The sequence below is a fragment of the Pontimicrobium sp. SW4 genome, from assembly GCF_039954625.1.
Taxonomy (GTDB): domain Bacteria; phylum Bacteroidota; class Bacteroidia; order Flavobacteriales; family Flavobacteriaceae; genus Pontimicrobium.
Genome location: NZ_CP157199.1, coordinates 2,589,626 through 2,615,090 on the forward strand (window position 1 = coordinate 2,589,626; position 25,465 = coordinate 2,615,090).

The window sequence follows — 25,465 nt, forward strand, 5'->3', positions numbered from 1 at the left end:
GTTTGATAAATTATATCAATATGTCATCAGGAAAGTAAGTTGAAACTACTTGTGGTTATCTGTCCTAATCTTGAAATAATTCAAAATAGGTTAGAATTTAGCACCTTCTTTAAGTTAAAGGGTTGCTAAGGCTTCACAGGGTCTATTCCCTCTGCCTTTCGTGATAACAATCAATAATATTAATGAACGCTGCAAAGTAACGTAATTAATTTTTAATTATCATCATGTTTTTTTATGATTTTTATTGAAACAAGCTAGAAGACAAGTAACGATCTCCTCTATCGCAAATAACGGCAACAACAATTCCACTTTTTATTTGCTTCACAACTTTTAATGCTGTGGCTACTGCTCCGCCACTACTCATACCTGCAAAAACACCTTCCTCCTTCGCTAGACGCTGTGTCATTTCTCTAGCTTCATCTTCGGTTACTTCTATAATATTGTCTACAAGTTTTTTGTTAAAAATACTTGGTACGTACGCTGGTGACCACTTTCTAATTCCAGGGATTCTAGACCCTTCTGTTGGCTGAGCACCAACTATTGTAATATTTTTATTTTGTTCTTTTAAATATGTTGCCGTACCAGTAATGGTTCCTGTAGTTCCCATAGCAGACACAAAATGTGTAATTTCTCCTTTTGTGGCTTCCCAAATTTCTGGTCCTGTCGTTTTATAATGTGCTTTCCAATTATCATCATTTTCAAACTGATTTAATAAAGTGTATCCTTTTTCATCTCGTAATTGAAATGCTAAATCTCTTGAACCTTCTATACCAATTTCTGAAGATGTTAAAATTACTTTTGCTCCATAGGCTTCCATCGTTTTTACACGCTCAACTGTAGAGTTTTCAGGCATTATTAATACCATATTTAAACCAAAAACTTTAGAAATGTATGCTAATGCAATACCTGTATTTCCACTAGTTGCTTCAACTAAGGTATCTCCTTTTTGTATGGTTCCTCTTCTTACAGCTTCAGAAATCATATTTAAAACAGGCCTATCTTTTACACTTCCTCCAGGGTTATTACCTTCTAATTTTAAAAACAACCGAATACCTGGTTTTGTAATAAGATATGTAGCTTCAATTAAAGGCGTATTCCCTATTTGATCAAGTATTGTTTTAGAGTTAATCATTTTTTTCTAGTAGTAATTTTATTTTCTAACTGATTGGTAACTAAAGAATTTTCTGGAATTGAGGTTGTTATCCAAACATTAGCTCCAATAATTGAGTTTTTGCCTATAACAATATCGCCTCCCAAAATAGTAGCGTTCGCATAGATTACCACATTATCTTCAATAGTTGGATGACGTTTAGTTGATGCTAAACTTTTCTTAATTTGAATACCTCCTAGTGTTACTCCTTGATATATTTTTACATTGTTTTTTATAATCGATGTCTCGCCTATTACAATTCCTGTGGCATGGTCTATAAAAAATGAATCACCAATAGTCGCTCCTGGGTGAATATCTGTACCTGTTACACCATGTACATACTCACTCATCATTCTTGGTATTAATGGTACGCCTTGTTTGTATAACTGATTACTTAATCTATAAATAGCAATGGCATGAAAGCCAGGATATGCTAAATACACCTCATCTATACTTTTTGCCGCTGGGTCGTTTTGCTCTGTTGCCAATGCATCAAGATCTAACCGCTTTCTAATAGTAACAAACATTTCTTGAAAGTCATTCCAATAACCCTCTGCATTACTTATTTGCAATTGCTCTGCAATATCTAAAAACTGTTGCCTTATTTTAGGCAATTCCTCTTTACGTAATTGATCATTTAAAAACAATACATAAAAAAGTTTCTTTGTAAATGCTTCAATAGCATCTTTTACATAAATATTATAATACTTCAAATTCTTTTTTTTTAAAATAATTAACTTTCTGGAGCTAATTCAATTTCTAAGCCTTCCAAGTTCTCAGTAATCGGAATTTGACATCCTAATCTACTATTCTCCTTAACATAAAATGCTTCGCTTAACATTGCTTCTTCATCATCTTCCATATTATTGAGCTGATGGTTTGATATCACATAACATTGACATGAAGCACACATAGCCATACCTCCACAAGTGCCTTCTACAGGGAGTTCGTAAGCTTTAAACACTTCCATTAGATTCATTGCCATATCTGTTGGAGCTAACAGGTTATGTATGACTCCTTCTCTATCCTTTACTTTTATATTAATATCAGACATTTTCTAAACATTTATTGCTTGAACTACTGCTTTAGGAGCTTCCTTACGTGTGCCATCAAATCCATCTATACCACTTACAGTCGTATATTTAAGTATATTCTTTTTTCCTGGATTAATTATTTGAAATGCCGATTGACACATTAAAGTGGCTTCATGAAATCCACACAAAATCAATTTTAATTTTCCTGGATAGGTATTCACATCACCAATAGCAAACACTCCTGGAACATTAGTTTGATAATCGAATGTATCCACTTTTATAGCATTCTTTTCAATCTCTAATCCCCAGTTAGCTATTTGACCAAGTTTTGGTGACAATCCAAAAAGAGGAATAAAATAATCTGTTTCTAATAGCTCTTCTTGTCCATCTTTACTAACAGCTATTGATTCTAATTTGTCTTTGCCATTTAAAGCTGTAACTTCTGCTGGTGTAATGAGATTTATTTTTCCTAATAATTTTAGTTCTCTTACTTTTTCTACAGAATCTAAAGCACCTCTAAATTCATTTCTTCTATGAATCAAAGTCACTTCAGAAGCAACATTTGCCAAAAATATACTCCAATCTAAAGCAGAATCTCCACCTCCAGCTATAATCACTTTCTTATCTCTATATACTTCAGGGTCTTTAATCATGTATGCAACACCATTATCTTCAAATCTATTTAAGTTTTCAAGTAAGGGTTTTCGTGGCTCAAAACTACCTAAGCCTCCAGCAATTGCCACCACAGGAGCTTGATGCTTTGTGCCTTTATTTGTAGTTACAATAAAGCTCCCATCGTTTTGCTTTTCTATAGTTTCTGCTCGTTCTCCAAGTGTAAAACCAGGTTCGAACTGTTTTGATTGTTCCAACAAGTTATTAGTTAAATCGCCTGCTAGAATCTCTGGAAACCCAGGAATATCATATATAGGTTTTTTTGGATAAATCTCTGAACACTGACCTCCTGGTTGTGCTAAAGCATCTATTAGATGACATTTTAGTTTTAATAACCCTGCTTCAAAAACAGTAAATAATCCTGTTGGTCCTGCTCCAATTATAAGTATGTCTGTTTTAATCATTTTATTTACTTATTAATGTTTCGGTAATTTTATTTAAAGTATTCACCTTTTCTTGAAAATCACCTTGTATCGTTTTTCTATATATGTTTAAATTTGATACTAGTTTATTAATATCATCTGGTATTACTTCCTCAAAAAATTGACGCAATCTTTTTGCCGTGGTTGGGGATTTTCCATTAGTTGAAATAGCAATTTTTACGTTGCCTTTTGTTACTATTCCACCAAGATAGAAATCACACAAATCAGGTGTATCTGCTACATTTATAAGTAGCTGTCTTTTTTTAGCATCTTCATAAATTTCCTTATTTACTTCTCTATTATTAGTTGCAGCAATCACCAAATGCTGCTTATGTAAAATATTGGATGAATATGATTGCTGTATCGTTAAGACATTGTATGCTTTTACTAAGTCTAATATTTCATTAGAAAACTCTAGAGCTATCAATGTCACTTTTGCATTTGGACTTGATTTTAATAAGAATGTTAGCTTTTCTAAAGCTACTTCTCCACCACCAATAATTAGTATATCTAGCTGATGTACCTTTAAAAATATTGGATATAATTCGTTTCTTTCCACGACTAAACAGATAATGTTCTTACTTGACTATAGATAGACGTTAGTTTTGCTCTTTGTTCAACTACTTCACCAATAACAATTATTGCTGGATTAGATAATTGTTTTTCTTTTACAGCTTCACAAATAGTTTCAACAGTTCCTACTCCAAATTTTTCATGTTTTGTAGTTCCATTTTGAATAATAGCTACTGGTGTTTTTTGTTTTCCTTCAGCAGAAAAAGCTGCTGCAATTTCTTGAAGTTTAGACATTCCCATTAAAATAACAACTGTCGCTGTTGATTTTGCTGCTAAAGGAATATCATTAGACATTTTATGGGATTTTGTACTTCCTGTGATCACCCAAAAACTCTCTGAACTTCCTCTTTTTGTAAGTGGAATTCCACGATACGCTGGTACTGCCAACGCTGATGAAATACCAGGAATCATATATGTTTCTAAACCAAATTGATTAGCATAATCTATCTCTTCGGCACCACGACCAAATATAAATGGGTCGCCTCCTTTGAGTCTAACAACATGTCTATTACTTTTTGCTCTAGCTACTATCAACTCATTAATCTGCTCTTGCAGATATGAATAACATCCTTTTCGTTTTCCAACGAAAATAAGTTCTGCATCTGGTGAGGCATAGTCTAATAAAACTGTATTTATAAGTGCATCATATAAAATAACATCTGCATCTTTAATCGCTTTGATAGCTTTTAGCGTAATTAAATCTGGGTCGCCTGGACCAGCTCCTACAACTGTTAGTTTTCCTTTTTTCATAGCCTTTTTATTTTTTAACTAACTCTTGTTCTTGCTTTCTAAACAATTTAACTTTTTCTAAAAATGCTTCCGCATTTTTGATATAGCTTTTTGCAAAAGCTTCCGTTGGTGCATTATTTTTAATCTGATAAATTAATTCAGAAAACGTCATGCCTAAATTCACTTTACTACTCGCTACAAATTCGATGTCAAATTGGCTAATAATTCCTACTTGTGTATTGGTTGAAATATTTTCTGATAATAATATTGCCTTCGCGGAATTTACCATTGAACTATATGCAAAATAAATAGCGTTTGAGTAGACTTTATTCTTTAAAGCTTCTTTTGCTGTATCAATTTTTTCTTCACTCTCAAGAAATAAAGTGGCTATTAAGTCAATAACAACACCTGCACATTCGCCAATACCAATTGCTTTAATGTATTTCTCGTTGGTACCCCAATCAATAAAATCGTCTTGAGTTAGATTAGTAATATCAGACAAGTCAGTTAATAGCTTATAAAAATACTTTTCACCTTGAAGCAAATAATACTCAAAAAAGGATTTTCCATTAGCGTTCGCTTCAAAATCATTTAAAATACGTCGTAATGCTTCAGGCCCTCTTTTGCTTGGTACTTTTACTACTTTATCTGCAAACACACCTTCACCATTTCCTTTATTCCCTCCTCCTAATAGTACTTGTAGTGCAGGTGCTACTAACTTATCTGGTGTACGAACAGACATTCCTTGAAACCCAATATTTGCCATATTGTGTTGTCCGCAAGCGTTCATACAGCCACTAATTTTTATGACCAAATCCTTGTTTTGCAAATATTGTGGGTAATCTTCTTTAATAATACGTTCTAGCTCTTCAGCTATTCCAGTACTACTTGAAATTCCTAAATTGCAAGTATCTGTTCCAGGACACGCAGTAATATCTACTGCTTTGTTATAGCCAGCTTCTACAAATCCTAATTTTTCTAATTCTTGATAGAAAAACGGCACTAAATCTTCCTTTACGAATGGAATAATAATATTTTGACGTAATGTTAATCTCATCTCTCCTGCTGCATAATTTTGTACTAAATCTGCTAGTAATCTTGCTTTATCAGTATAGAAATCACCTAATAACACTTTAATCCCTATAGCAACATAGCCTTTTTGTTTTTGTTGAATAAGATTGGTAGACATCCATAAGTTGTAGGCAAACTCATCTTTAATTACAACTTCAGGAGCTTTAATTTTAACAGGAACAGAAATAGGAAATTCGCTAGCATTTATTGGAACTGATTTTAATTCGATGGCATCTTGCTCTTCCTCAACTAATTTTTTGAATGCCTCTAATCCAATATCTTTTATTAAGAATTTCATACGTGCTTTGGCACGACTTTTACGTTCGCCATGGCGATCAAAAACTCTTAAAACTCCTTCCATTAAAGGAATTATTTTATCTGACGGTAAAAAATCATATAAGACATCTGCATGACGAGGCTGAGATCCTAAACCGCCTCCAAGCAACACTTTAAATCCTCTCTCTCCATTTTCAATTTTAGCAATAAAACCTAAATCGTGTATGTATGACAATCCTGTATCTTCATCTGAAGCAGAAAACGATACTTTAAATTTTCGTCCCATTTCTTGACAGATAGGATTGCGTAAAAAGAAACCAAATATAGCATCGGCATAAGGAGAGACATCAAATGGTTCATTAATATCTATCCCTGCTGTTTCGCTAGCAGTAACATTACGTACAGTATTACCACAAGCTTCACGTAAGGTAACATCGTCACGCTCTAGCTCTGCCCAAAGTTCAGGTGTACGATCTAAATCAATATAATGAATTTGAATGTCTTGACGTGTGGTGATGTGCAAACGTCCGCGAGAATATTCATCGGAAACATCAGCAATTCTATGTAATTGATTGCTTAACACTTTACCAAATGGTAGTTTGATGCGAATCATTTGTACACCTTGTTGTCGTTGTCCATAAATGCCTCTAGCTAAACGAAGACTTCTAAATTTTTCTTCATCTACCTTACCATTTTTGAATAGCTCAATTTTTTTAGCTAAATCGATAATATCTTTTTCAACAACAGGGTTTTCTATTTCGGTTCTAAAACTTTGCATAGTGTTTTAATTGAAGGTATTTAAGGTCTTCTTTTAGTTTTATAAATAAAATTGATTGTTTTGACTTACTTATTGATGCATGAATTGTTGCTTTTCTAACAACTCTTCTTCTGTTTCTACATGATTTTCGTCTGGTATGCAACAATCTACTGGACACACCGCTGCGCATTGTGGCTCTTCATGAAACCCTTTACATTCTGTACATTTATCTGGTACTATAAAGTAAAGCTCATCTGAAACTGGTTCTTGATGTGCATCTGCATCAACAATGCTTCCGTTTGGTAACTTTACGTTTCCAGTTAATGATGTTCCTTGACTGTATTGCCAATCTTCGGCACCTTCATAAATAGCTGTATTTGGGCATTCAGGTTCACATGCACCACAGTTTATGCATTCGTCTGTAATAATAATTGCCATTGTTTTTTTATTGAATAAAGCCAGCTCCAACGGTATTATTAGAGTGAGAATCGATTAAAATAAATGATCCATTTGTACGATGATTTTTAAATTCATCAAAATAGATAGGTTTGTTTAATTTAAAAGTAACTGAAGCAATATCATTCATACCTAAAGCATTGACATCAGTTTCTATCCCAGAATAATCTGGATTGATTTTATGGTGGATTGCATCTACTTTTGCCAACACTTTATTTACACCATGTTGCAATACATACTTGCTCCCTGTTAATAAATTTTTAGAATCCATCCAAGAAATGGTCGCCGTGAATTGTTTATCAATTTTAGGTAAATCATTTGCTTTTACAAGCATATCTCCTCTACTAACATTAATATCATCTTCTAGTGTAATTGTTACAGATGAACGTCTTGAAGCAGTTTTATATGTATCATTATAGAAATAGATCTCTTTAATTTTTGATTTCGTTTGTGATGGCAATGCCACAACCTCATCACCTACACTTAATTCACCACCATACACTTTTCCTGCATACCCTCTAAAATCATGAAACTCATCTGTTTTTGGACGAATTACGTATTGCACTGGAAATCTTGGTGTACCTACATTATAAATATCTTTTCTGTCTAAATTTTCTAAATGTTCTAATAATGTTTGTCCTTTATACCAAGGCGTTTGTTTCGATTTATTAACCACATTATCACCTTTTAAAGCACTAACTGGAATAAATGTTATTTTTTGATCTTGGTAGTCTCGCTTACTCATTAATACTTCAAAATCCGCTTTGATTTCATTGTACTTTTCTTCTGAAAAATCGACTAAATCCATTTTATTAATGGCTACAATAATATCTTTTACTCGTAATAAATTATTAATAAAAAAATGACGATTTGTCTGCTCTATCACTCCTTTTCTTGCATCAATTAAAATAATTGCTGCTTGAGACGTTGAGGCTCCAGTAACCATGTTTCTTGTATACTCAACATGACCTGGTGTATCTGCAATAATGTAGCTTTTTGCTTGTGTTGAAAAGTAAATATGTGCTACATCTATTGTAATGCCTTGTTCTCTTTCGGCCACTAAACCATCGGTTGCTAAAGAAAAATCTAAATAATCGTATCCCTTTTGTTTACTGGTTTTTTCAATAGCTTCTAATTTATCACTTGTTAGTGATTTTGTATCATAAAGTATTCTACCTATTAAGGTGCTTTTACCATCATCTACACTTCCTGCTGTTGCAATTTTTAATACTTCCATATTATTTAGTATTGAGTGTCTAGTAATTAGTATTGAGATCTTTACTAGAACACCTCATTTTTATATTTTTTTTATGACTTTGTTCTTGATACTTAGAAGTACCCTTGTTGTTTACGTTTTTCCATGGCAGCTTCAGAGCGCTTATCGTCTATTCTAGCACCACGTTCAGATATTGTTGAATTTCTAATTTCTTGAACCACTGTTGCTATGTCTGATGCGTCGGACAAGACAGCTGCAGTACAACTCATATCGCCAACTGTTCTAAAGCGCACTTCTCTTTCTTCAACCACTTCATTCTCTTCTCTATACACTACTTCATCATCTGCTGACCAGATTAAGCCATCTCGTAAAAATGTAGCTCTCGTATGAGCAAAATAGATAGAAGGAATTTCGATATTCTCTTTTTCTATATAAGACCAAACATCTAACTCTGTCCAGTTTGAAATTGGAAATACACGCACATTTTGTCCTAACTCAATTTGACCGTTTAACATATCGAACAATTCTGGTCTCTGATTTTTTTCGTCCCATTGACCAAAATCATCACGTACAGAAAAAATACGTTCTTTAGCTCTTGCTTTTTCTTCATCACGACGTGCTCCACCGATACATGCATCGAATTTAAACTCCTCAATAGCATCTAAAAGTGTCGTTGTTTGCAAACTATTACGACTAGCATATTTACCTGATTCTTCTTTAACTTTTCCTTCGTTAATAGAATCTTGAACGTTTCTAACGATTAATTCTAGACCTAATTCATCTACCAATCTATCTCTAAATTCAATAGTTTCAGGAAAATTATGACCTGTGTCTATATGCATTAATGGAAACGGAATTTTAGCTGGATAAAATGCTTTTTGTGCTAATCGCACCAAGGTTATTGAGTCTTTTCCTCCAGAAAACAACAACACAGGTTTTTCAAATTGTGCTGCTACTTCTCGCATAATATAAATAGCTTCGTTTTCTAATGGGTTTATGTTTGAGGTATCTTTCTTCATAATCATATTTTTTAAGCGTGCAATCCACACTCTCTGTTTTCTAATTGTTTTGTTGGATCAAAATATTTAAACTCATTCGGTAATTTATTTTCACTTAAGTACCTGTCTAATTCAGTATCAGAGTAATAATAAAAGGGACTCACTTTTAAGATCCCATCTGCACCTTTAGACACAATATCTATACTATCTCTAAATGCTGTTTGTCCTTTACGAAGGTTGGTAAACCAAACATCAGGTTGATGTTCAGCCATAGCACGTTTAAAAGGTTCTAACTTCACTTGTTCTGTGAAAATTTTATGTTTAGGATCCTCTATTGTTGGAATCCCTAAAACTATATCTCTATGTGCTGCTGTTTGTTTAGGCACATATAAACTAACATTCAATTTTAATTTTTCAATTAATTCTTCAGCATGTTTATAGGTATTTCGTGTATTATAGCCTGTATCACACCAAATGACAGAAATATCATTTTTTACGTTTGAAACTGCATGTAAAATTGCAGCTTCATATGGTCTAAAATTGGTTGTTAGTACTGGTTTTTTAGCCAAACTAAGAGCCCAACTGATGATTTCTAGCGGTGATTTTTCTTTTAATGTTTTATTTATTCCCTCTAAATTCATAATACTTTATTTTCCCCATTTTATTTTATTCCAAGCACGTTCATGAAAAAAGTATAATATCATTTTTGATATTAACTCTATGGTGCCTATAGATAATGCCAATGCTATTTTTCCTGTAATTAACCACGATATTAATACAGTATCAATTGTACCTATAACTCGCCAACTTATTGTTTTTGCTAAGCTTCTTTTAATTTTTTCTTGAGATGCATCTAAAGCTTTTTTGTTAGACTTTATCTGTAAAACATTATCTATAATCATATCTAAATTTAATTAATACTATTATCCTATCGGATTACTAGGTTAATAATACAAATATATAGGAATATTTAGAAAATCAAAAAAAAATAAACTTTTTATGAAATTAAATCGGCAAGAGACCTATTATTGAAGATATTAAGAGTATTATCTCTAACTTCCAGCATTAAATTATGTACAGCACAAGCATTTTCGTCTGGGCAATCTTCACATTTTTCGTAAAAATTTAAGCTTACACAAGGTACCATAGCAATTGGCCCTTCTAAAACACGCATCACTCCAGACATTTTAATATCCTCCGGTTTTTTTAATAAATAATAGCCTCCTCCTTTACCTTTTTTAGAGCCTAAAAAACCTGCCTTACGTAGCGTGAGTAGTATACTTTCTAGGTATTTCTGCGAGATATTCTCACTTTCGGCAATAGCAGCAATTTGTACAGGTGTTTTATACTCCTGTTTTGCCATAAACGTCATAGCCTTTATACCATATTTTGTTTTTGCTGAAAGCATATTGCGAATATAAAAATTATAACTCGCATAACATTAATTTTGCAATGCCTGATTTAAATCATCAATCACATCTTCTATATTTTCCAAACCAACAGACACACGCACCAAACCATCTGTAATACTTACTTCCAATCTATCTGTTTCGCTCAATTTACTATGGGTTGTTGATGCAGGATGTGTAACAATAGTTCTAGTATCTCCTAAGTTTGCCGATAAAGAACAAAGCTTTATCGCATTTAAAAATTTACGCCCTGCTTCAACACCTCCTTTAACTTCAAATGCTACAATGCTTCCTCCTTGTTTCATTTGTTTTTTTGCTACTTCATATTGTGGATGCGATTTCAAGAATGGATATTTTACCCAATTCACTTTATCATGATTTTCAAGAAACTTGGCAACTTTTAAAGCGTTTTCACAATGTCTATCTACACGTACAGCTAAGGTTTCTAAACTTTTAGATAATGTCCATGCATTAAATGGCGATAGTGCAGGTCCTGTATTTCTAGAAAATAAATAGATTTCCCTTATTAAATCGGCTCTACCTACTGCAACACCACCTAACACTCGTCCCTGACCATCCATTAATTTAGTAGCTGAATGTATAACTATATCTGCACCAAATTTAATAGGTTGTTGCAAGTAGGGAGTTGCAAAACAATTGTCTATTACTAAAATTAAATTATGCTTTTTGGCAATCTTTCCTAAAAACTCCAAATCTAAAATATCTACTGCTGGGTTGGTCGGTGATTCAGCATATAGTATTTTAGTCTTTGGAGTTATAAGGTTCTCTAATGTATCTATTTCATTTACTTTAAAATAGCTTGTTGTAATATTCCATTTTGGTAAATATTTTGTAAACAAGGTATGTGTAGAACCAAATACGGATTGCGCAGATACTATATGGTCACCACTATCTAATAAAGCTGCTAAAGTGGAAAATACTGCTGCCATTCCAGTAGCAAAAGCATATCCATCTTCTGCGCCTTCCATTTTGCATACTTTGTCTACAAACTCTGATGTGTTAGGGTTTGAAAATCGACTATAAATATTACGTTGTTTTTCCTCAGTGAAAGAAGCTCTCATATCTTCGGCATCTTCAAATACAAAACTTGAGGTTAAATATAATGGTGTTGTGTGCTCTAAATATTGTGATCGCTCTAACTGCGTTCTAATGGCTTCGGTTTCTTGTTTATAATTGCTCATGTTATAATTTTATGTGATTCTGAAAACATATTCAGAATGACTTAACTATTTTAGTTATTGTTATCTACTAATCTTAATATATCTCCAAATACACCTCGAGCAGTTACTTGTGCTCCTGCTCCTGCGCCTTGTATTACTAAAGGCTGTTCTCCGTAGGACTCCGTATATATTTCAAATATTGAATCTGATCCTTTTAAGGCGCCTAACGGCGAGCTTTCTGGAACCGACACTAATTTTACATCTAGATTTGCACCACTTTCATCTGCAAGATTTCCATGTAAATCACCAATATATCGCAATACATGATTTGGTGATTGGTTGTTTTTCAAAATTTGATATTCATCATTCATTTTTTCGAATGACTTTAAAAACTCTGAAGCTTCAACAGTTCTCAATGATTCAGGAATTAAATTTTGAATTTTCACATCATCAATTTCGTTATGTAAATCAAGCTCTCTTGCTAAAATCAATAGTTTTCTTGCTACATCATTCCCGCATAAATCTTCTCTTGGGTCTGGTTCTGTAAATCCGTTATCAACGGCTTCTTGTAGTACTTTAGAAAACGGTCTATCATTGGTCGAGAAATTATTAAACAAATAACTTAACGACCCTGAAAACACACCTCTAATACGTGTAATATTCTCACCCGATAAATGCAATAGTTTAATCGTATCTATTAGCGGTAAGCCTGCACCAACATTAGTTTCGTACAAATAACGCTTTTGGTGTTTTGCTAAATGCGATCTCAATTCATGATAGAAGTCTAATCCAATAGTATTTGCTATTTTATTTGAAGACACTAAATCAAATCCGTGGTCTACCAGTTTGGTATATTGGTTTACAAAATCTTTACTTGATGTATTATCGATTGCTATTAAATTTTCTAAATGCAGTTTATTTGCATAGTCAATAATGGTGTTAATTGTATACGCTTCTCCTTTTTCTTCTAGCTCGTTCTTCCAATCATTATTTACGCCTCTTGAATTTAATAATACTTTTCTAGAATTGGCAATAGCAAAAATGTTAAGCTTTATACCTTTACGTTTTTCGATTTCTTTTGCTGAAGATATTATTTGGTCTATTAAAGTCCCTCCAACCAAACCATGTCCGAAAATAGCTAAGTTTATTTTTTTAGAAATTCCGAAAATTTCCCCATGAATTACGTTTAGTGCTTTATGAAGGTTTGTTTTTTTTACTACCAAGCTTACATTTTTTCCAGAAACAGTATTGTTAAACAACAATGGGACTATTTGGTTTTTTATTAATGCATTGAATGGTTTATGAAACGTGCTTAAGTCTTGTCCAACTATAGAAATAACAGATACGTCATCTATAATGTCAATTTTATTTACATCTTTTGAATAGAAATCATTTTCAAATTCTCTTTCTAGAGCAATAACAGCTTCCGAAGCTCTTTTTGAATCAATAATTAAGCCAATACCTCTCTCAGAAGAACCTTGAGAAATTATACTAACACTAATATTATGATTACTTAAAGCTCTAAAAATTCTTGCATCTACACCTACTTTTCCTAGTAAACCACGACCTTCAAAATTTATCAATGCTACATTATCTAAAACTGATAAGGATTTAATTCCTTCTAAATTTGTTCGTGATGTTATTAAAGTGCCTTTGTCTTTAGGATTAAAAGTGTTTAAAATTCTAAGAGATATATTTTTTTCAATTAGCGGAATTATTGTTTTAGCATGTAATACTGTTGTCCCAAAGTTTGCTAATTCGTTGGCTTCGCTATACGATAATTCTTCTATTTTTTTAGCATCTTGAACCAAATCTGGATTGGCAGTATAAATTCCGTTAACATGTGTATAGTTTTGTAACTCTTCGGCATCTAAATAATTAGCCAATAAAGACGCAGTATAGTTACTACCATTTCTACCTAAAGTTGTGGTTTCATTTTTAGTGTTTGAAGCTATAAAACCAGTAACTATGTTTACTGTTTTACCATTATATTTTTCAAAATGACTTATAACATTCTCTTTAGATAGTTTTGTTAAAGGTTGAGCATCACCAAAGTTTTCATCAGTTTTAATTAGCAATCTCGCATCTGTTGCATTTGCCTTAATTCCTTTTTCTTTTAATAATTGTTCAATAAGTTTTATAGAAAGTAATTCTCCTTGCGCCAAAACCTCATCTTTGATTTTTTTACTATAGTCTCCTAAAAGTTTTACACCTTCAAATAACTTTTCTAAAGTTGAAAACTCCTTCGAAAAATCTACATTATTAGATATTTTAGATTGGTAATCTTTAAATGCTTCAAATTCCTCATTATAGGCTTCATTTTTAACTGCTTTTTCTAGAATAGCTTCTAATTCGTCTGTTGCATTTCCTCGAGCAGAAACTACTACAGCTATTCTTTCATTAAGATTAACTTTATCTTCAATAATTGAGATTACTGAATTAATCCCAATGTCATTTGCAAGAGATTTTCCTCCAAATTTCAATATTTTCATTCCTTTTTCTTTTGAATCTGGTTTAAAAATTCCTTCAATAATTTTTTCTAACTGTTTATATTCTATTAAAAAAGCGTCATGACCATGTACCGAACTAATCTCGTTATAAGTAACATTTGGATGCGTTAATGCTAATTGTTTATGTGTTTCTCTATTCTCTTCTGCTGTAAAAAACATATCAGAATCGACACCAATAATGTGGATTTTGGCTTTAATGGAGTCTAGTACTTTAAAATTGGCTTCACGGTCTTTTGCAACATCAATTGTTTTTAATAATTGGTTCATTAATTTATAGGCAGATAACTGAAACCGTTCTTGCAATTTTTTGCCATGGTGTAACAACCAACTTTCTACATTAAATATTTCTAAATCATCATTTTTTGAGCGTTGAAAACGTTCCTTAAAAGACTCTGGTGTTCTATAACATAACATAGCATGCATTCTAGCATCATGTACTGGATTATTAGAATTTAATAAAAATTGTTCTTGTATTTGACAATTAGCGATGAGCCAATCGGTAGATTTCCAATCGGTAGCTACTGGAATTAAATGCTCTGTTATTTTTGGATTTAAAACTGCCATTTCCCAAGCAATCCCACCACCTAACGATCCTCCAATAATAGCAAACAACTTGTCTATTTTTAAAAGTTCTAAACCTTTTAAAAAGATGTTAGCAACATCGCGTGCTACATAATCTTTATAATTTTCTATCACAAATCCATCATATCCATTTCCAGGAATATTAAAAGACAAAACCGAATATGTATTTGTGTCTATAACTTTATCTTCTCCTATTAAATCTTTCCACCAGCCTTTTTCTCCAGCCACATTACTATTTCCTGTTAATGCATGATTTACCAATACTACTGGAGCTTCATGTAAAGGTTTACCAAATACTTCGTATGACAGTTTAATAGTGTTTTTTGAGCCTGTATTAGTTATGTAATCGGCTACTTCTATAAAATTTAGTGTGTTCATATGTGTGAATTAATTAAAAAAGAGTAGGCACCCTTATTAAATAAGCATACCTACCCTCAGAACTAAACTAAACTTTTCAATTTATTTTTTACCACAGCAAAAGCTTCTTTTAAGTCTGCTTTCAAATCTTCTATATCTTCTAGACCAACAGACAGCCTAATTAAATCTTTTGTAACACCTGTAGTTTCTTGTGCTTCTTCACTTAACTGTTGATGTGTCGTACTAGCTGGATGTATAATGAGCGACTTTGTGTCTCCTATATTTGCTAAAAGCGAGAATAGTTTTGTTGTGTCTGCTATAGTTTTAGCCGATTCGTAACCACCATCTACACCAAACGTAACTAAACCACTTTGCCCTTTTGGTAAATATTGCTTTACAAGATCTTTATACTTACTAGTTTCTAAACCTGGGTAATTAACCCAATTTACTTCTGGTTGTTCTTGTAACCATTTTGCTAGCGCTAATGCATTGCTACTATGCTTTTTTATTCTAAGCTCTAAGGTTTCCAAACCTTGAATAATTTGGAATGCATTAAACGGACTCAATGCTGAACCATAATCTCTTAAGCCTTCAATACGCACTTTTGCAATAAATGCAGCTTCCTTTAAAACTTCACTATAAACAAGTCCATGATAGCCTGCAGATGGCTCGGTAAACTCAGGGAATTTCCCACTAGCCCAATCAAACGTTCCTGCATCAATAATAGCACCGCCAAGTGCAGTACCATTACCATTTACGTACTTTGTTAATGAATGAATTACAATATTTGCACCGTGCTCTATTGGTTTCACCAAATAGGATGTAGCTACTGTATTATCTACAATAAAAGGAACTTTAAAAGCTTTTGCTTGTTTAGAAATTGCCTTTAAATCTAATACATCTAACTTAGGATTCCCTAAAGACTCAGCAAAGAAAACCCTCGTGTTTTCTTGAGCTGCATTTTTGAAGTTTTCTGGATTTGAAGGGTCTACAAACGTTGTTGTAATACCATGACGAGGCAGCGTTACATTTAATAAATTGTAAGTCCCACCATACAAACTATTTGAAGCTACTATGTGGTCGCCTGTTTTTAAAAGCGTTAATAATGTTGTTGCAATTGCAGCTGTACCTGATGCTGTTACAACTGCAGCAATACCTCCGTCTAACGCAGCTAATCGTTGCTCTAAAATATCATTAGTTGGATTATTAATTCTGGTATAAATATTTCCAGGTTCTGTTAGCGCAAATAAATTTGCAGCATGATCTGAATCATTAAAAACATAGGCTGTAGATTGATAAATAGGCACTGCTCTTGTACCTGCTGTTTGGTTAACATTGTGACCTGCATGCAACGCTTTTGTTGCGAATTTTTGTGTACTCATTTCTCTAATTTTTGAGTTAATAATAAATTAAACCAAAAGTCAAATGCGTCATTATTGACGTACTTAATAGAAAAATGTTATAAGAAAATACGTAATTAAGGATGAGTAATTACGCTTGAGTTATCTATCCGAATAGCAATAAATAAATTGCTTCTTCAAGTAGAATTTAGCACCTTCTTTATTGCTAAAGGGTTGCTAAGGCTTCACAGGGTCTAATCCCTCCACCTTTCTTGATAACATTTCAGTAAGTTTTTGAACTTTGTGAGCGCAAATATTCAGAAAGAAAATAGTAATAACCAAATATTTTTCGGTTTATTTTAATTTATTTTGTTTTTAGCTTTAAATTTTTCTCTAATAATTAAATCAACCGATTTATTTTCTATTTTACTTTCAAGCCAAGAAATAACATCCAAATACAAAAATGCGCGACTTTCGTAAGGATGGTCTTCGTAAGTTTTTAGCTTTTTATGGAGTTTTATAAATTCTCCGCGTATTTGATGAGGATAAATATCGCCTAAGCTTCTTAAAAACTTAATCATTTCTTTCTGTACTTCGTATAAATCTTCCATTCGAATTAGAAACTTATATGTACTTCTAATGAGTGTGTCTAGATTATAATCTAATCCAGCTTCATAGTGTGCAACTAGGTTTAAAATCCTTGAAAAGCATAATAGGTCTTCTCGCATTGAGAGTGACTTATTACTAATAATTTTATCTAAAAACTCAATGGACTTTTTATGCTTACCTATACTAAAATATAAGCTTGCAATTTTATAATAGAATACCATTATGTGATGTTCATCAATCCTGCTCTTATGTTTTTTGATACCTGCTAACACCTCATTAACTAGAGGTAATCCTTCATGAAAACTCCCTTCCATGAAATGCAAATTAAATTTATTTGCATATACATATAGGAAGATTAAGCTTTCAACATTATCGTCTTTAGGAAAGTCTTTCTCCTTTGTTATAGTTTCCAAATTGTCAAGGGTATCTTTGAATTTGTTATAATGTCTTATAAAGAATAAGGCTTCTAATAAATATTGATTTCCTTTAAGAAAAAATACTGGATTTAACTTAATCATGCTTGGGTTTTCGTAAAACAAATCCACCCATTTTTTAGAATATTTGTAGCATGCTAAAAAATCTTGAGTTAAAAAACTATACCACAAATACGATTTATACAGCCATAATTTTTCTCTAAAACCTAGTTCTTTAATTGTAAATTTAGGTAATCTATCGTTAAAATATTTTGTAACCTTTTTGTATTCTTCGTCGTTTTTAACATATCCTGTTTTAAGAAATAGCCCATATAATTGAAGAGACAAATTAGATAATTTACTAGTTAATAAATTTTGTCTGTTTAACTCCTTTGCTTGTATTGTTAGTTCATCTGCTCTACTACTAATACTTCTAGTAATATATTGTGATTCAATAATTTTTTCAAGTTCTAAAACTTCATAAGCTATATTTTTTTCTTCATAATTAAGAGCTAAGGTTTTAGCTTTATCAAGAATTTTTAAACTTTGTTTATAAAGTCCTTTGTGGTACAAAATAGTTGCAAAATCCAATTGTTCACGAATTTGAACTCTAATATTTTGATGCAAAGGGTTAAGTCTTAAACTAATTAAGATTTGTTTATAAAGATGCGCTTTTAAGTTTGAGAGTTGTTGTTTTTTTACAATCCCTTTCTTTAGAATAATTTGTTCGTCATATCCAGCCATTTTATCCAAAACATTAAACAATAGCAAAAATTTAGAATCTTCATTAACTCCCAGGCGACCAACATAAAGCTTAAATTGACGCTTCTCTGATTTAGACAGCGATTTTACCAATACGAATAAGTTGTCTTTTTGCTCTTTAGTCATAGTGCAAATAATGAATTTAAATCACTGTTAATCAATATTTTAAATTAAATAAAATTTGTGTTGACATCGTAATTAATGGCTATGCAATCGATACTTTGAATAATCCAAAATATAAATTCGTATTACAATACAAAAATATATTAGAACAAATGTCAAATTCTCAAGTACAAATTTTTGATACAACCCTCAGAGATGGCGAACAAGTTCCTGGTTGCAAATTGAATACTGAACAAAAAGTTGTGATAGCTGAACAACTAGATACATTAGGTGTTGACGTAATAGAAGCTGGATTTCCAGTATCTAGTCCAGGAGATTTTAAATCGGTTGAAGAAATTTCAAAAATAGTAAAAAACGCAACGGTTTGTGGTTTAACGCGATCGGTAGAAAATGATATAAAGGTTGCAGCAGAAGCATTGAAACATGCAAAAAAACCAAGAATACATACAGGAATTGGCACTTCTGATTCTCACATCGTACATAAATTTAAAAGTAATCGTGAAGATATTATAGAACGCGCTTATGCAGCTGTGAGTTATGCAAAATCTTTTGTTGAAGATGTTGAATTCTATGCTGAAGATGCTGGACGAACTGACAACGATTATTTAGCACGTGTTTGTGAAGCTGCCATAAAAGCTGGAGCAACTGTGTTAAATATTCCAGATACTACAGGTTACTGTTTACCTCATGAATATGGTGCAAAAATAAAGTACTTAAAAGAAAATGTAAAAGGCATTGAAAAAGCTATTTTATCTTGTCATTGTCATAACGATTTAGGACTTGCTACTGCAAATTCTATTGAAGGTGTTATTAATGGTGCTCGTCAAATTGAATGCACAATTAATGGCATTGGTGAACGTGCTGGAAATACGGCTTTAGAAGAAGTCGTGATGATTTTAAAACAGCATCCATACTTAAATTTAGACACCAATATTCAAACAGAAATGCTATATGGTATTAGCCAATTAGTGTCTGATAGTATGGGAATATATACACAACCAAATAAAGCTATTGTTGGTGCTAATGCATTTGCTCATAGCTCAGGAATACATCAAGATGGTGTGATAAAAAATCGTGAAACTTACGAAATTATTGACCCTAAAGAAGTTGGTGTTACTGAATCTGCCATTGTATTAACTGCACGTAGTGGTCGTGCTGCATTAGCGTATAGAGCAAAAAATGTAGGTTACGAACTTACTAAATTACAACTGGATGAAGTATATGCAAATTTCTTAACCTTTGCAGATAAAAAGAAAGAAATCAATGATAGTGATATTCATCAAATTATTGAGACTAGTAAAATTTATAGAGAAATTATCTCAGCTTAACTAAAAAGAGATTTCCGTTTTCGCGGAAAATACATATGGGAAAAACATTATTTGATAAAGTTTGGGATGCACATGTCGTCGATTCGGTTCAAAATGGACCTCAAATTTTATATATAGACAAACACTTAATACACGAAGTAACAAGTCCGCAAGCGTTCAATGAATTAGAAGCTCGCGGAATTCCAGTTTTTAGACCAAATCAAATTGTTGCAACAGCTGATCATAATACGCCAACCTTAAACCAAGATTTACCAATTAAGGATGAACTATCTAGAAAACAACTAGAGCAGCTTTCTGAAAATTGCAACAAAAATGATATTACGCTTTATGAGCTTGGTCATAAATACAACGGTATTGTACATGTAATGGCTCCAGAACTAGGCATCACACAACCTGGAATGACCATGGTCTGTGGTGATAGTCACACCTCAACACACGGTGCTTTTGGTACTATTGCTTTTGGTATTGGCACCAGTCAAGTAGCACAAGTATTTGCTAGTCAATGCTTATTATTATCTAAACCGAAAAGTTTAAGGGTTACGGTTAATGGCAAATTAAAGAATGGCGTCTTACCAAAAGATGTCATTCTTTACATCATTTCTAAGCTGGGAACAAATTCTGGTACAGGTTATTTTTGTGAATATGCAGGCGATGTATTTGAAAACATGAGTATGGAAGGTCGAATGACCGTTTGTAATATGAGTATTGAAATGGGAGCTCGTGGCGGAATGATTGCTCCAGACGAAACGACTTTTGAGTATGTAAAAGGTCGAGAATTTGCACCTAAAGGACAAGCATTTGACAAAAAAATAGCCTATTGGAAAACCTTACCAACTGATGCTGATGCTGTTTTTGATAAGGAATATTACTTTGACGCAGCAGATATTGAGCCAATGGTAACTTACGGAACCAATCCTGGAATGGGAATTAAAATCTCTGAAACTATTCCTGTAGACAACAATGCTTCCTTTAAAAAATCATTAGAATACATGAATTTTGAAGCTGGAGAATCATTGATTAATAAGCCTATAAATTATGTGTTTATTGGTAGTTGCACAAATTCGAGAATTGAAGATTTTAGAGTAGCTGCCAACTTTATTAAAGGAAAACAAAAGGCAAATAATGTTACTGCATGGTTAGTTCCTGGAAGTAAACAAGTAGAAGCACAAATAATTGAAGAAGGTCTTAAAGATATTTTTGATACTGCTGGTTTTGAGCTTCGTCAACCAGGTTGTTCAGCGTGTTTAGCAATGAACGATGATAAAATTCCGCAAGGAGAATATTGCGTATCTACTTCAAATAGAAATTTTGAAGGTAGACAAGGACAAGGTTCAAGAACCATTTTAGCAAGTCCTTTAGTGGCTGCAGCAACTGCAGTTGCTGGAAAAATTGTAGATGTAACAAAAGATATAGAAACTTTAGAATTGGCTTAATTATGGAAAAATTCACAACACTTACATCAAGAGCTATTCCATTAGCCATTGAAAATGTTGACACAGACCAGATTATTCCTGCACGCTTTTTAAAAGCAACCGATAAACAAGGATTTGGTGATAACGTATTTCGCGATTGGAGATTTAATGAAGCTGGAGAGCTTAATATTGATTTTAATCTAAACAACCAAAAGTACTCAGGAAGCATTCTAGTAGCAGGAGATAATTTTGGTTGTGGCTCCAGTCGTGAACATGCAGCTTGGGCTTTAGTTGGCTATGGTTTTAAAGTTATTGTATCTAGTTTTTTTGCAGATATTTTTAAAGGCAATGCACTTAATAATGGATTGCTTCCCGTACAAGTATCAGAAGTGTTTTTAAAGACTTTGTTAGATACTGTCACAAACAATCCTGAAACACAAATTGAAGTTAACCTAGAAGCGCAAACAATTGTTATTTCAGACTCAAACATATCTGAGTCGTTTGAAATAGATGCTTATAAAAAAACATGCATGATAAATGGTTATGATGATATTGACTATTTGTTAAGTAAAAAAGAACAAATTGAAGCTTTTGAAATGTCGCGTTAGCGGTTGCAGTGACATCCTTTTTTTGTCAGTTCGAGTTTGCAAAGCAAGTATCGAGAACAAAACAAAAGATAAAACGGAAAACGCGACCTGAAGTGTAAACGAAAGGTAACGCAAAAAATAAAGAATAAAATTATAAAGAAAGGTTCCCATTTGCATGGGAACGAAAAATAAATTTTTCGATGAAACTTAATATTGCTGTTTTACCAGGAGATGGTATTGGACCAGAAGTAACAGATCAAGCCATAAAAGCTTTGAAAGCTATTGCTATGGAATTTAACCATTCATTTACATTTACATATGCTCCTGTTGGCGCTATCGCCATTGACGAAACTGGAAACCCTTTACCAGAAGAAACTTTAGATGTGTGTGAGGCAACCGATGCTATTTTATTTGGTGCTATTGGTGACCCAAAATATGATAATGATCCTTCTGCAAAAGTAAGACCAGAACAAGGATTGCTAAGACTCCGTAAATCATTAGGTTTATATGCTAACATCAGACCTGTTAAAGCATACGAAAGCTTATTAGACAAGTCGCCTTTAAAACGTCATATTATTAAAGGCACAGATATTAGTATTTATCGTGAATTGACTGGAGGTATCTATTTTGGTGAAAAGAATTTAAGTGAAGATGGCAACACAGCTTCTGATTTATGTGAATATTCACGTGAAGAAATTGAGCGTATTGCACATCTAGCATTTAAAGCTGCACAATCTAGAAGACGCAAAGTGACGCTAGTAGATAAGGCTAACGTATTAGAAAGCTCACGTTTATGGCGTAAAGTAGTAACTGAAATCGCCGCAAACTACAAAGATGTAGAATTAGACTTCTTGTTTGTAGATAATGCTGCCATGCAAATGATATTGAACCCAAAACAGTTTGACGTGATTTTAACTGAAAATATGTTTGGTGATATTATTAGCGATGAAGCTAGTGTTATTGGAGGCTCAATTGGCTTATTAGCATCTGCTTCTGTTGGAGATAAGTATGCGATGTTTGAACCGATTCATGGCTCATATCCTCAAGCTAAAGGGAAAGGTATTGCGAATCCAATTGCTTCTATTTTATCGGCAGCCATGTTATTAGAGCATTTTGAATTGCATGCGGAAGCTGATTTAATTAAAACAGCAGTCGAAAAATCTTTGAAATTACATATTACAACACCAGATATTAATACAAAATACGATAATGTTACTACCGGTAAGGTTGGCGACTTTATTGAAGATTTTATTACAAATCCTGAAGACTCAAATTTAAATTTTACTAATATTCATTTGGGACAGTCTACAATTATATAAATTGATTGTAAAACATACTAAAAAAAGCATCTTGATTGAGGTGCTTCTTAACTTTATTTTCTATCTGTTCGTTTAACGGGTTTAAATATGGAAAGTTGCGTTTTATACAAACCCTGTTTTCCGAGTTTAAAAAATAGTAATTAAAAATTAATAAACATTGAATTTAGCTGTAAAAAGAAATTTTTTATATGCGGTGTTGTACATAGTTATTCTTCCATTTTTGCTTGTCCAGTTGTTATTAGATATTCTATTGCATCCTTTAGATTCGTGTCTGGTGTAAGTTTTATATAATCAATTATAGACCTTCTTATTCTTTTTAGTAAATTTTGAATAAATTCAATAAATGAATCTATATCTATAGAACATATTTCAGATTGGTGAATTATATAGTTTCTTTGTTCATACAATAATTCAAACTGCGTTTTGTATCTATTATACGATTCGTTAAATAGTACAGTAAACTTTTTTGAAATATCAATTAACTCATTAGTGAAATAATAGTTTGTTTTTATTTGTAGAAAATCAATGTCTATTGGTTTTCCAGATATATTATGAAATTCTTTATGTGAAATTGTTGAGTTGACTTCAGTTTGATTATTATAAATCAAATTAAAAATTAATAAATCAAGGTGAGTTTTAGTAATGTGTTCTTCTGAACACATTAAAATATATGGTATTTTTTTTATCCTAATATTATCATTGCTAAAATTGGCATATTTAGCAAGAATTTCGATATATCTCCAAGCGTTTACAATTTTATCCTCTGTTAAATTACTAGTAAATGCTCTGAAATATAGTTTGTCTAAATTTTTCAATTGTGTATATAATCTTGTGTTTTCTATTGATTTATCTAAAATATATCCATTATCATGGGCGATACGCAAGATTTCATGTGTATAAGAATAACTTATAGACTCTTCAAATATTTCAATAATTTCACTTTTGTCTATATATCCTTTTGTTTCATTTGGATAATTTAGATACGATAATACATTTTCAGCTTCAGAGAATGCAATCTGTTTAGCATTTTTTTTGGATTTAGACTTTACTTGTATTTTTATAAAAATAATATTCTCTTGATTACTAAATCTATCAAGATTTTCATGACATTCTTGAGGTAAATTTATTTTAATCATATCAAAATATGATTTCGTAAATATCTCATATTCACCAAATATATTTTTAAACTCTTCTCTCGTATTTACATTAGCAACCTTAACAATAAAGTATGAAGGTGATTCTTCTTTTTGTAGATAATTTACAATTCCTTGAAATTGTTGTTTAAAAGTTCGATTTGATAAAAACTCTTCAACTTTTTCATTAAATTCAGGAGTGTTCTCTCTTAGTTTTTCAATTTCTTCTGGAAGCGGAAAATTTGTGTAAGTATAATTTGATGAAGGTTCGATGTTTATTTCTTTTGATAGTATTTTGTTGAATAGTCCGTCACCTCTGGTTAATTCATCTAGTTTGAAGTTATGACGTATAAACTCTGAAGAAATTAATTTTGAGTAATAAATTATTTGTGCCTTATGTACAGATAAATCGCATCCACAACTAAGATATGAAATCAATTCATGGATACATTTATCGAGATAATTAATGCTTTCATAATTATAAGAATCATTTAGATAAATCACACCTTTTTCAACTTCTTCCTTCAACTCCGAAATCGAGATATTTGGCTGAGATAATAGCATTCTAATTTTTTTAATTATTATCGATAGTTCTTGTTTTTTAGAAAATTCATCTGATGAATTAAACATTTTATTTTGAACTAATTTTTTTAAGATTACCTTAGAACTAGACTCTAATTTATCTTGATTTAGTCTATAATCTATTTTTTGGAATAATGTTAAATGATTATTCAAAGGATGGTTTTGAAGCCTTAAATATTCGTTTTTAGATAGAAAGCTATGAAAATAATCATAGAACAATTTTACTTTTTTATCTATTACCTCATTTTCATGAGAAATTTTTCCAAGGAGATTCATTCTTAAAGTTCTAAAATTATTGAATAGGAACTTATGCTCTAATAATTATGTACAATGCTTTGATATATTTTTTTTTAATTGCTTTTATCCGTTGTCACTGAAGCTAGTTCAGCAGAAGTAAACGAAGTTAGCTTAATTTTCTTACAAAGTCAACTACTCTGGAAGCTTCGCTCTAATTTTATCTAAGC

General features: G+C 32.1%; 22 protein-coding genes and 2 riboswitches. Of the genes, 4 read left to right on the forward strand and 18 right to left on the reverse strand.

The window, feature by feature from the left end:
* Nucleotides 1–52 precede the first annotated feature (52 nt).
* Nucleotides 53–170, reverse strand: a riboswitch (SAM riboswitch).
* Between the two features lie 71 nt (nucleotides 171–241).
* From cysM to ABGB03_RS12145, 17 genes are all read right to left on the reverse strand, one after another.
* On the reverse strand, nucleotides 242–1,132 hold the full coding sequence (gene cysM / locus ABGB03_RS12065) for a cysteine synthase CysM (RefSeq protein WP_347922821.1): 891 nt from the start codon (nucleotides 1,130–1,132) through the stop codon (nucleotides 242–244).
* On the reverse strand, nucleotides 1,129–1,863 hold the full coding sequence (gene epsC / locus ABGB03_RS12070) for a serine O-acetyltransferase EpsC (protein WP_347922822.1): 735 nt from the start codon (nucleotides 1,861–1,863) through the stop codon (nucleotides 1,129–1,131). Before epsC ends, cysM begins: the two co-directional genes overlap by 4 nt.
* A 20-nt stretch (nucleotides 1,864–1,883) precedes the next feature.
* A complete protein-coding gene (locus tag ABGB03_RS12075; protein WP_347922823.1) occupies nucleotides 1,884–2,204 on the reverse strand; it encodes a 2Fe-2S iron-sulfur cluster-binding protein in 321 nt (106 codons plus the stop codon).
* A 3-nt stretch (nucleotides 2,205–2,207) separates the two neighbouring features.
* On the reverse strand, nucleotides 2,208–3,260 hold the full coding sequence (locus ABGB03_RS12080; RefSeq protein WP_347922824.1) for an NAD(P)/FAD-dependent oxidoreductase: 1,053 nt from the start codon (nucleotides 3,258–3,260) through the stop codon (nucleotides 2,208–2,210).
* A gap of 1 nt (nucleotide 3,261) precedes the next feature.
* Nucleotides 3,262–3,837 carry a bifunctional precorrin-2 dehydrogenase/sirohydrochlorin ferrochelatase gene (locus ABGB03_RS12085; protein WP_347922825.1) on the reverse strand — a complete coding sequence of 192 codons (576 nt, stop codon included), beginning with the start codon at nucleotides 3,835–3,837 and terminating at the stop codon, nucleotides 3,262–3,264.
* A gap of 2 nt (nucleotides 3,838–3,839) precedes the next feature.
* Nucleotides 3,840–4,601 carry a uroporphyrinogen-III C-methyltransferase gene (gene cobA, locus ABGB03_RS12090; RefSeq protein WP_347922826.1) on the reverse strand — a complete coding sequence of 254 codons (762 nt, stop codon included), beginning with the start codon at nucleotides 4,599–4,601 and terminating at the stop codon, nucleotides 3,840–3,842.
* A gap of 7 nt (nucleotides 4,602–4,608) precedes the next feature.
* The gene (locus tag ABGB03_RS12095; protein WP_347922827.1) at nucleotides 4,609–6,705 is read right to left on the reverse strand and encodes a nitrite reductase; all 2,097 of its coding nucleotides are present in this window, start codon (nucleotides 6,703–6,705) and stop codon (nucleotides 4,609–4,611) included.
* A gap of 69 nt (nucleotides 6,706–6,774) precedes the next feature.
* Nucleotides 6,775–7,122 (reverse strand): 4Fe-4S dicluster domain-containing protein, encoded by a 348-nt coding sequence (locus ABGB03_RS12100; protein ID WP_347922828.1) that lies wholly within the window; start codon nucleotides 7,120–7,122, stop codon nucleotides 6,775–6,777.
* 7 nt (nucleotides 7,123–7,129) lie between these two features.
* On the reverse strand, nucleotides 7,130–8,377 hold the full coding sequence (locus tag ABGB03_RS12105; protein ID WP_347922829.1) for a GTP-binding protein: 1,248 nt from the start codon (nucleotides 8,375–8,377) through the stop codon (nucleotides 7,130–7,132).
* 92 nt (nucleotides 8,378–8,469) lie between these two features.
* Nucleotides 8,470–9,375 carry a sulfate adenylyltransferase subunit CysD gene (gene cysD, locus ABGB03_RS12110; protein WP_347922830.1) on the reverse strand — a complete coding sequence of 302 codons (906 nt, stop codon included), beginning with the start codon at nucleotides 9,373–9,375 and terminating at the stop codon, nucleotides 8,470–8,472.
* 11 nt (nucleotides 9,376–9,386) lie between these two features.
* Nucleotides 9,387–9,995 (reverse strand): phosphoadenosine phosphosulfate reductase family protein, encoded by a 609-nt coding sequence (locus ABGB03_RS12115; RefSeq protein ID WP_347922831.1) that lies wholly within the window; start codon nucleotides 9,993–9,995, stop codon nucleotides 9,387–9,389.
* Nucleotides 9,996–10,001: 6 nt separating this feature from the next.
* Nucleotides 10,002–10,256 carry a DUF2061 domain-containing protein gene (locus ABGB03_RS12120; RefSeq protein WP_347922832.1) on the reverse strand — a complete coding sequence of 85 codons (255 nt, stop codon included), beginning with the start codon at nucleotides 10,254–10,256 and terminating at the stop codon, nucleotides 10,002–10,004.
* 95 nt (nucleotides 10,257–10,351) lie between these two features.
* Nucleotides 10,352–10,762 (reverse strand): Rrf2 family transcriptional regulator, encoded by a 411-nt coding sequence (locus ABGB03_RS12125; protein ID WP_347922833.1) that lies wholly within the window; start codon nucleotides 10,760–10,762, stop codon nucleotides 10,352–10,354.
* A 33-nt stretch (nucleotides 10,763–10,795) separates the two neighbouring features.
* Nucleotides 10,796–11,965: an aminotransferase class I/II-fold pyridoxal phosphate-dependent enzyme gene (locus ABGB03_RS12130; RefSeq protein WP_347922834.1), complete on the reverse strand. Its 1,170-nt coding sequence runs from the start codon at nucleotides 11,963–11,965 to the stop codon at nucleotides 10,796–10,798.
* A gap of 50 nt (nucleotides 11,966–12,015) precedes the next feature.
* Nucleotides 12,016–15,414: a bifunctional aspartate kinase/homoserine dehydrogenase I gene (thrA, locus tag ABGB03_RS12135; protein ID WP_347922835.1), complete on the reverse strand. Its 3,399-nt coding sequence runs from the start codon at nucleotides 15,412–15,414 to the stop codon at nucleotides 12,016–12,018.
* Nucleotides 15,415–15,476: 62 nt separating this feature from the next.
* The gene (locus ABGB03_RS12140) at nucleotides 15,477–16,775 is read right to left on the reverse strand and encodes an O-acetylhomoserine aminocarboxypropyltransferase/cysteine synthase family protein (protein WP_347922836.1); all 1,299 of its coding nucleotides are present in this window, start codon (nucleotides 16,773–16,775) and stop codon (nucleotides 15,477–15,479) included.
* A 117-nt stretch (nucleotides 16,776–16,892) separates the two neighbouring features.
* Nucleotides 16,893–17,015, reverse strand: a riboswitch (SAM riboswitch).
* A 77-nt stretch (nucleotides 17,016–17,092) separates the two neighbouring features.
* Nucleotides 17,093–18,643 carry a hypothetical protein gene (locus tag ABGB03_RS12145; RefSeq protein ID WP_347922837.1) on the reverse strand — a complete coding sequence of 517 codons (1,551 nt, stop codon included), beginning with the start codon at nucleotides 18,641–18,643 and terminating at the stop codon, nucleotides 17,093–17,095.
* A 149-nt stretch (nucleotides 18,644–18,792) separates the two neighbouring features.
* Between ABGB03_RS12145 and ABGB03_RS12150 the strand changes: the two genes are divergently transcribed.
* The 4 genes from ABGB03_RS12150 (at nucleotide 18,793) to leuB (ending at nucleotide 23,286) form a co-directional block, all read left to right on the forward strand.
* Nucleotides 18,793–19,968 (forward strand): 2-isopropylmalate synthase, encoded by a 1,176-nt coding sequence (locus tag ABGB03_RS12150; protein WP_347922838.1) that lies wholly within the window; start codon nucleotides 18,793–18,795, stop codon nucleotides 19,966–19,968.
* A 35-nt stretch (nucleotides 19,969–20,003) separates the two neighbouring features.
* Nucleotides 20,004–21,401: a 3-isopropylmalate dehydratase large subunit gene (gene leuC / locus ABGB03_RS12155; RefSeq protein ID WP_347922839.1), complete on the forward strand. Its 1,398-nt coding sequence runs from the start codon at nucleotides 20,004–20,006 to the stop codon at nucleotides 21,399–21,401.
* 2 nt (nucleotides 21,402–21,403) lie between these two features.
* A complete protein-coding gene (leuD, locus tag ABGB03_RS12160) occupies nucleotides 21,404–21,988 on the forward strand; it encodes a 3-isopropylmalate dehydratase small subunit (RefSeq protein WP_347922840.1) in 585 nt (194 codons plus the stop codon).
* A 179-nt stretch (nucleotides 21,989–22,167) separates the two neighbouring features.
* Nucleotides 22,168–23,286, forward strand: coding sequence for a 3-isopropylmalate dehydrogenase (leuB, locus tag ABGB03_RS12165; protein WP_347922841.1), 1,119 nt, complete (start codon nucleotides 22,168–22,170; stop codon nucleotides 23,284–23,286).
* 206 nt (nucleotides 23,287–23,492) lie between these two features.
* On the opposite strand, the gene ABGB03_RS12170 is transcribed toward leuB, so the two are convergent.
* Complete coding sequence (locus ABGB03_RS12170; protein WP_347922842.1) at nucleotides 23,493–25,277, reverse strand: hypothetical protein; 1,785 nt, start codon at nucleotides 25,275–25,277, stop codon at nucleotides 23,493–23,495.
* Nucleotides 25,278–25,465: the final 188 nt, after the last annotated feature.

What these genes read in the sequence shown, in the direction of transcription:
- ABGB03_RS12130 (WP_347922834.1), bottom strand. Translation starts at nt 11,965, where the DNA reads ATGAGCAATTATAAACAAGAAACCGAAGCCATTAGAACGCAGTTAGAG.
- ABGB03_RS12100 (WP_347922828.1), bottom strand. Translation starts at nt 7,122, where the DNA reads ATGGCAATTATTATTACAGACGAATGCATAAACTGTGGTGCATGTGAA.
- ABGB03_RS12115 (WP_347922831.1), bottom strand. Translation starts at nt 9,995, where the DNA reads ATGAATTTAGAGGGAATAAATAAAACATTAAAAGAAAAATCACCGCTA.
- ABGB03_RS12145 (WP_347922837.1), bottom strand. Translation starts at nt 18,643, where the DNA reads ATGACTAAAGAGCAAAAAGACAACTTATTCGTATTGGTAAAATCGCTG.
- ABGB03_RS12125 (WP_347922833.1), bottom strand. Translation starts at nt 10,762, where the DNA reads ATGCTTTCAGCAAAAACAAAATATGGTATAAAGGCTATGACGTTTATG.
- ABGB03_RS12170 (WP_347922842.1), bottom strand. Translation starts at nt 25,277, where the DNA reads ATGAATCTCCTTGGAAAAATTTCTCATGAAAATGAGGTAATAGATAAA.
- ABGB03_RS12080 (WP_347922824.1), bottom strand. Translation starts at nt 3,260, where the DNA reads ATGATTAAAACAGACATACTTATAATTGGAGCAGGACCAACAGGATTA.
- cobA (WP_347922826.1), bottom strand. Translation starts at nt 4,601, where the DNA reads ATGAAAAAAGGAAAACTAACAGTTGTAGGAGCTGGTCCAGGCGACCCA.
- leuD (WP_347922840.1), top strand. Translation starts at nt 21,404, where the DNA reads ATGGAAAAATTCACAACACTTACATCAAGAGCTATTCCATTAGCCATT.
- leuC (WP_347922839.1), top strand. Translation starts at nt 20,004, where the DNA reads ATGGGAAAAACATTATTTGATAAAGTTTGGGATGCACATGTCGTCGAT.
- ABGB03_RS12105 (WP_347922829.1), bottom strand. Translation starts at nt 8,377, where the DNA reads ATGGAAGTATTAAAAATTGCAACAGCAGGAAGTGTAGATGATGGTAAA.
- cysM (WP_347922821.1), bottom strand. Translation starts at nt 1,132, where the DNA reads ATGATTAACTCTAAAACAATACTTGATCAAATAGGGAATACGCCTTTA.
- ABGB03_RS12150 (WP_347922838.1), top strand. Translation starts at nt 18,793, where the DNA reads ATGTCAAATTCTCAAGTACAAATTTTTGATACAACCCTCAGAGATGGC.
- ABGB03_RS12095 (WP_347922827.1), bottom strand. Translation starts at nt 6,705, where the DNA reads ATGCAAAGTTTTAGAACCGAAATAGAAAACCCTGTTGTTGAAAAAGAT.
- thrA (WP_347922835.1), bottom strand. Translation starts at nt 15,414, where the DNA reads ATGAACACACTAAATTTTATAGAAGTAGCCGATTACATAACTAATACA.
- ABGB03_RS12120 (WP_347922832.1), bottom strand. Translation starts at nt 10,256, where the DNA reads ATGATTATAGATAATGTTTTACAGATAAAGTCTAACAAAAAAGCTTTA.
- leuB (WP_347922841.1), top strand. Translation starts at nt 22,168, where the DNA reads ATGAAACTTAATATTGCTGTTTTACCAGGAGATGGTATTGGACCAGAA.
- cysD (WP_347922830.1), bottom strand. Translation starts at nt 9,375, where the DNA reads ATGAAGAAAGATACCTCAAACATAAACCCATTAGAAAACGAAGCTATT.
- ABGB03_RS12140 (WP_347922836.1), bottom strand. Translation starts at nt 16,775, where the DNA reads ATGAGTACACAAAAATTCGCAACAAAAGCGTTGCATGCAGGTCACAAT.
- ABGB03_RS12075 (WP_347922823.1), bottom strand. Translation starts at nt 2,204, where the DNA reads ATGTCTGATATTAATATAAAAGTAAAGGATAGAGAAGGAGTCATACAT.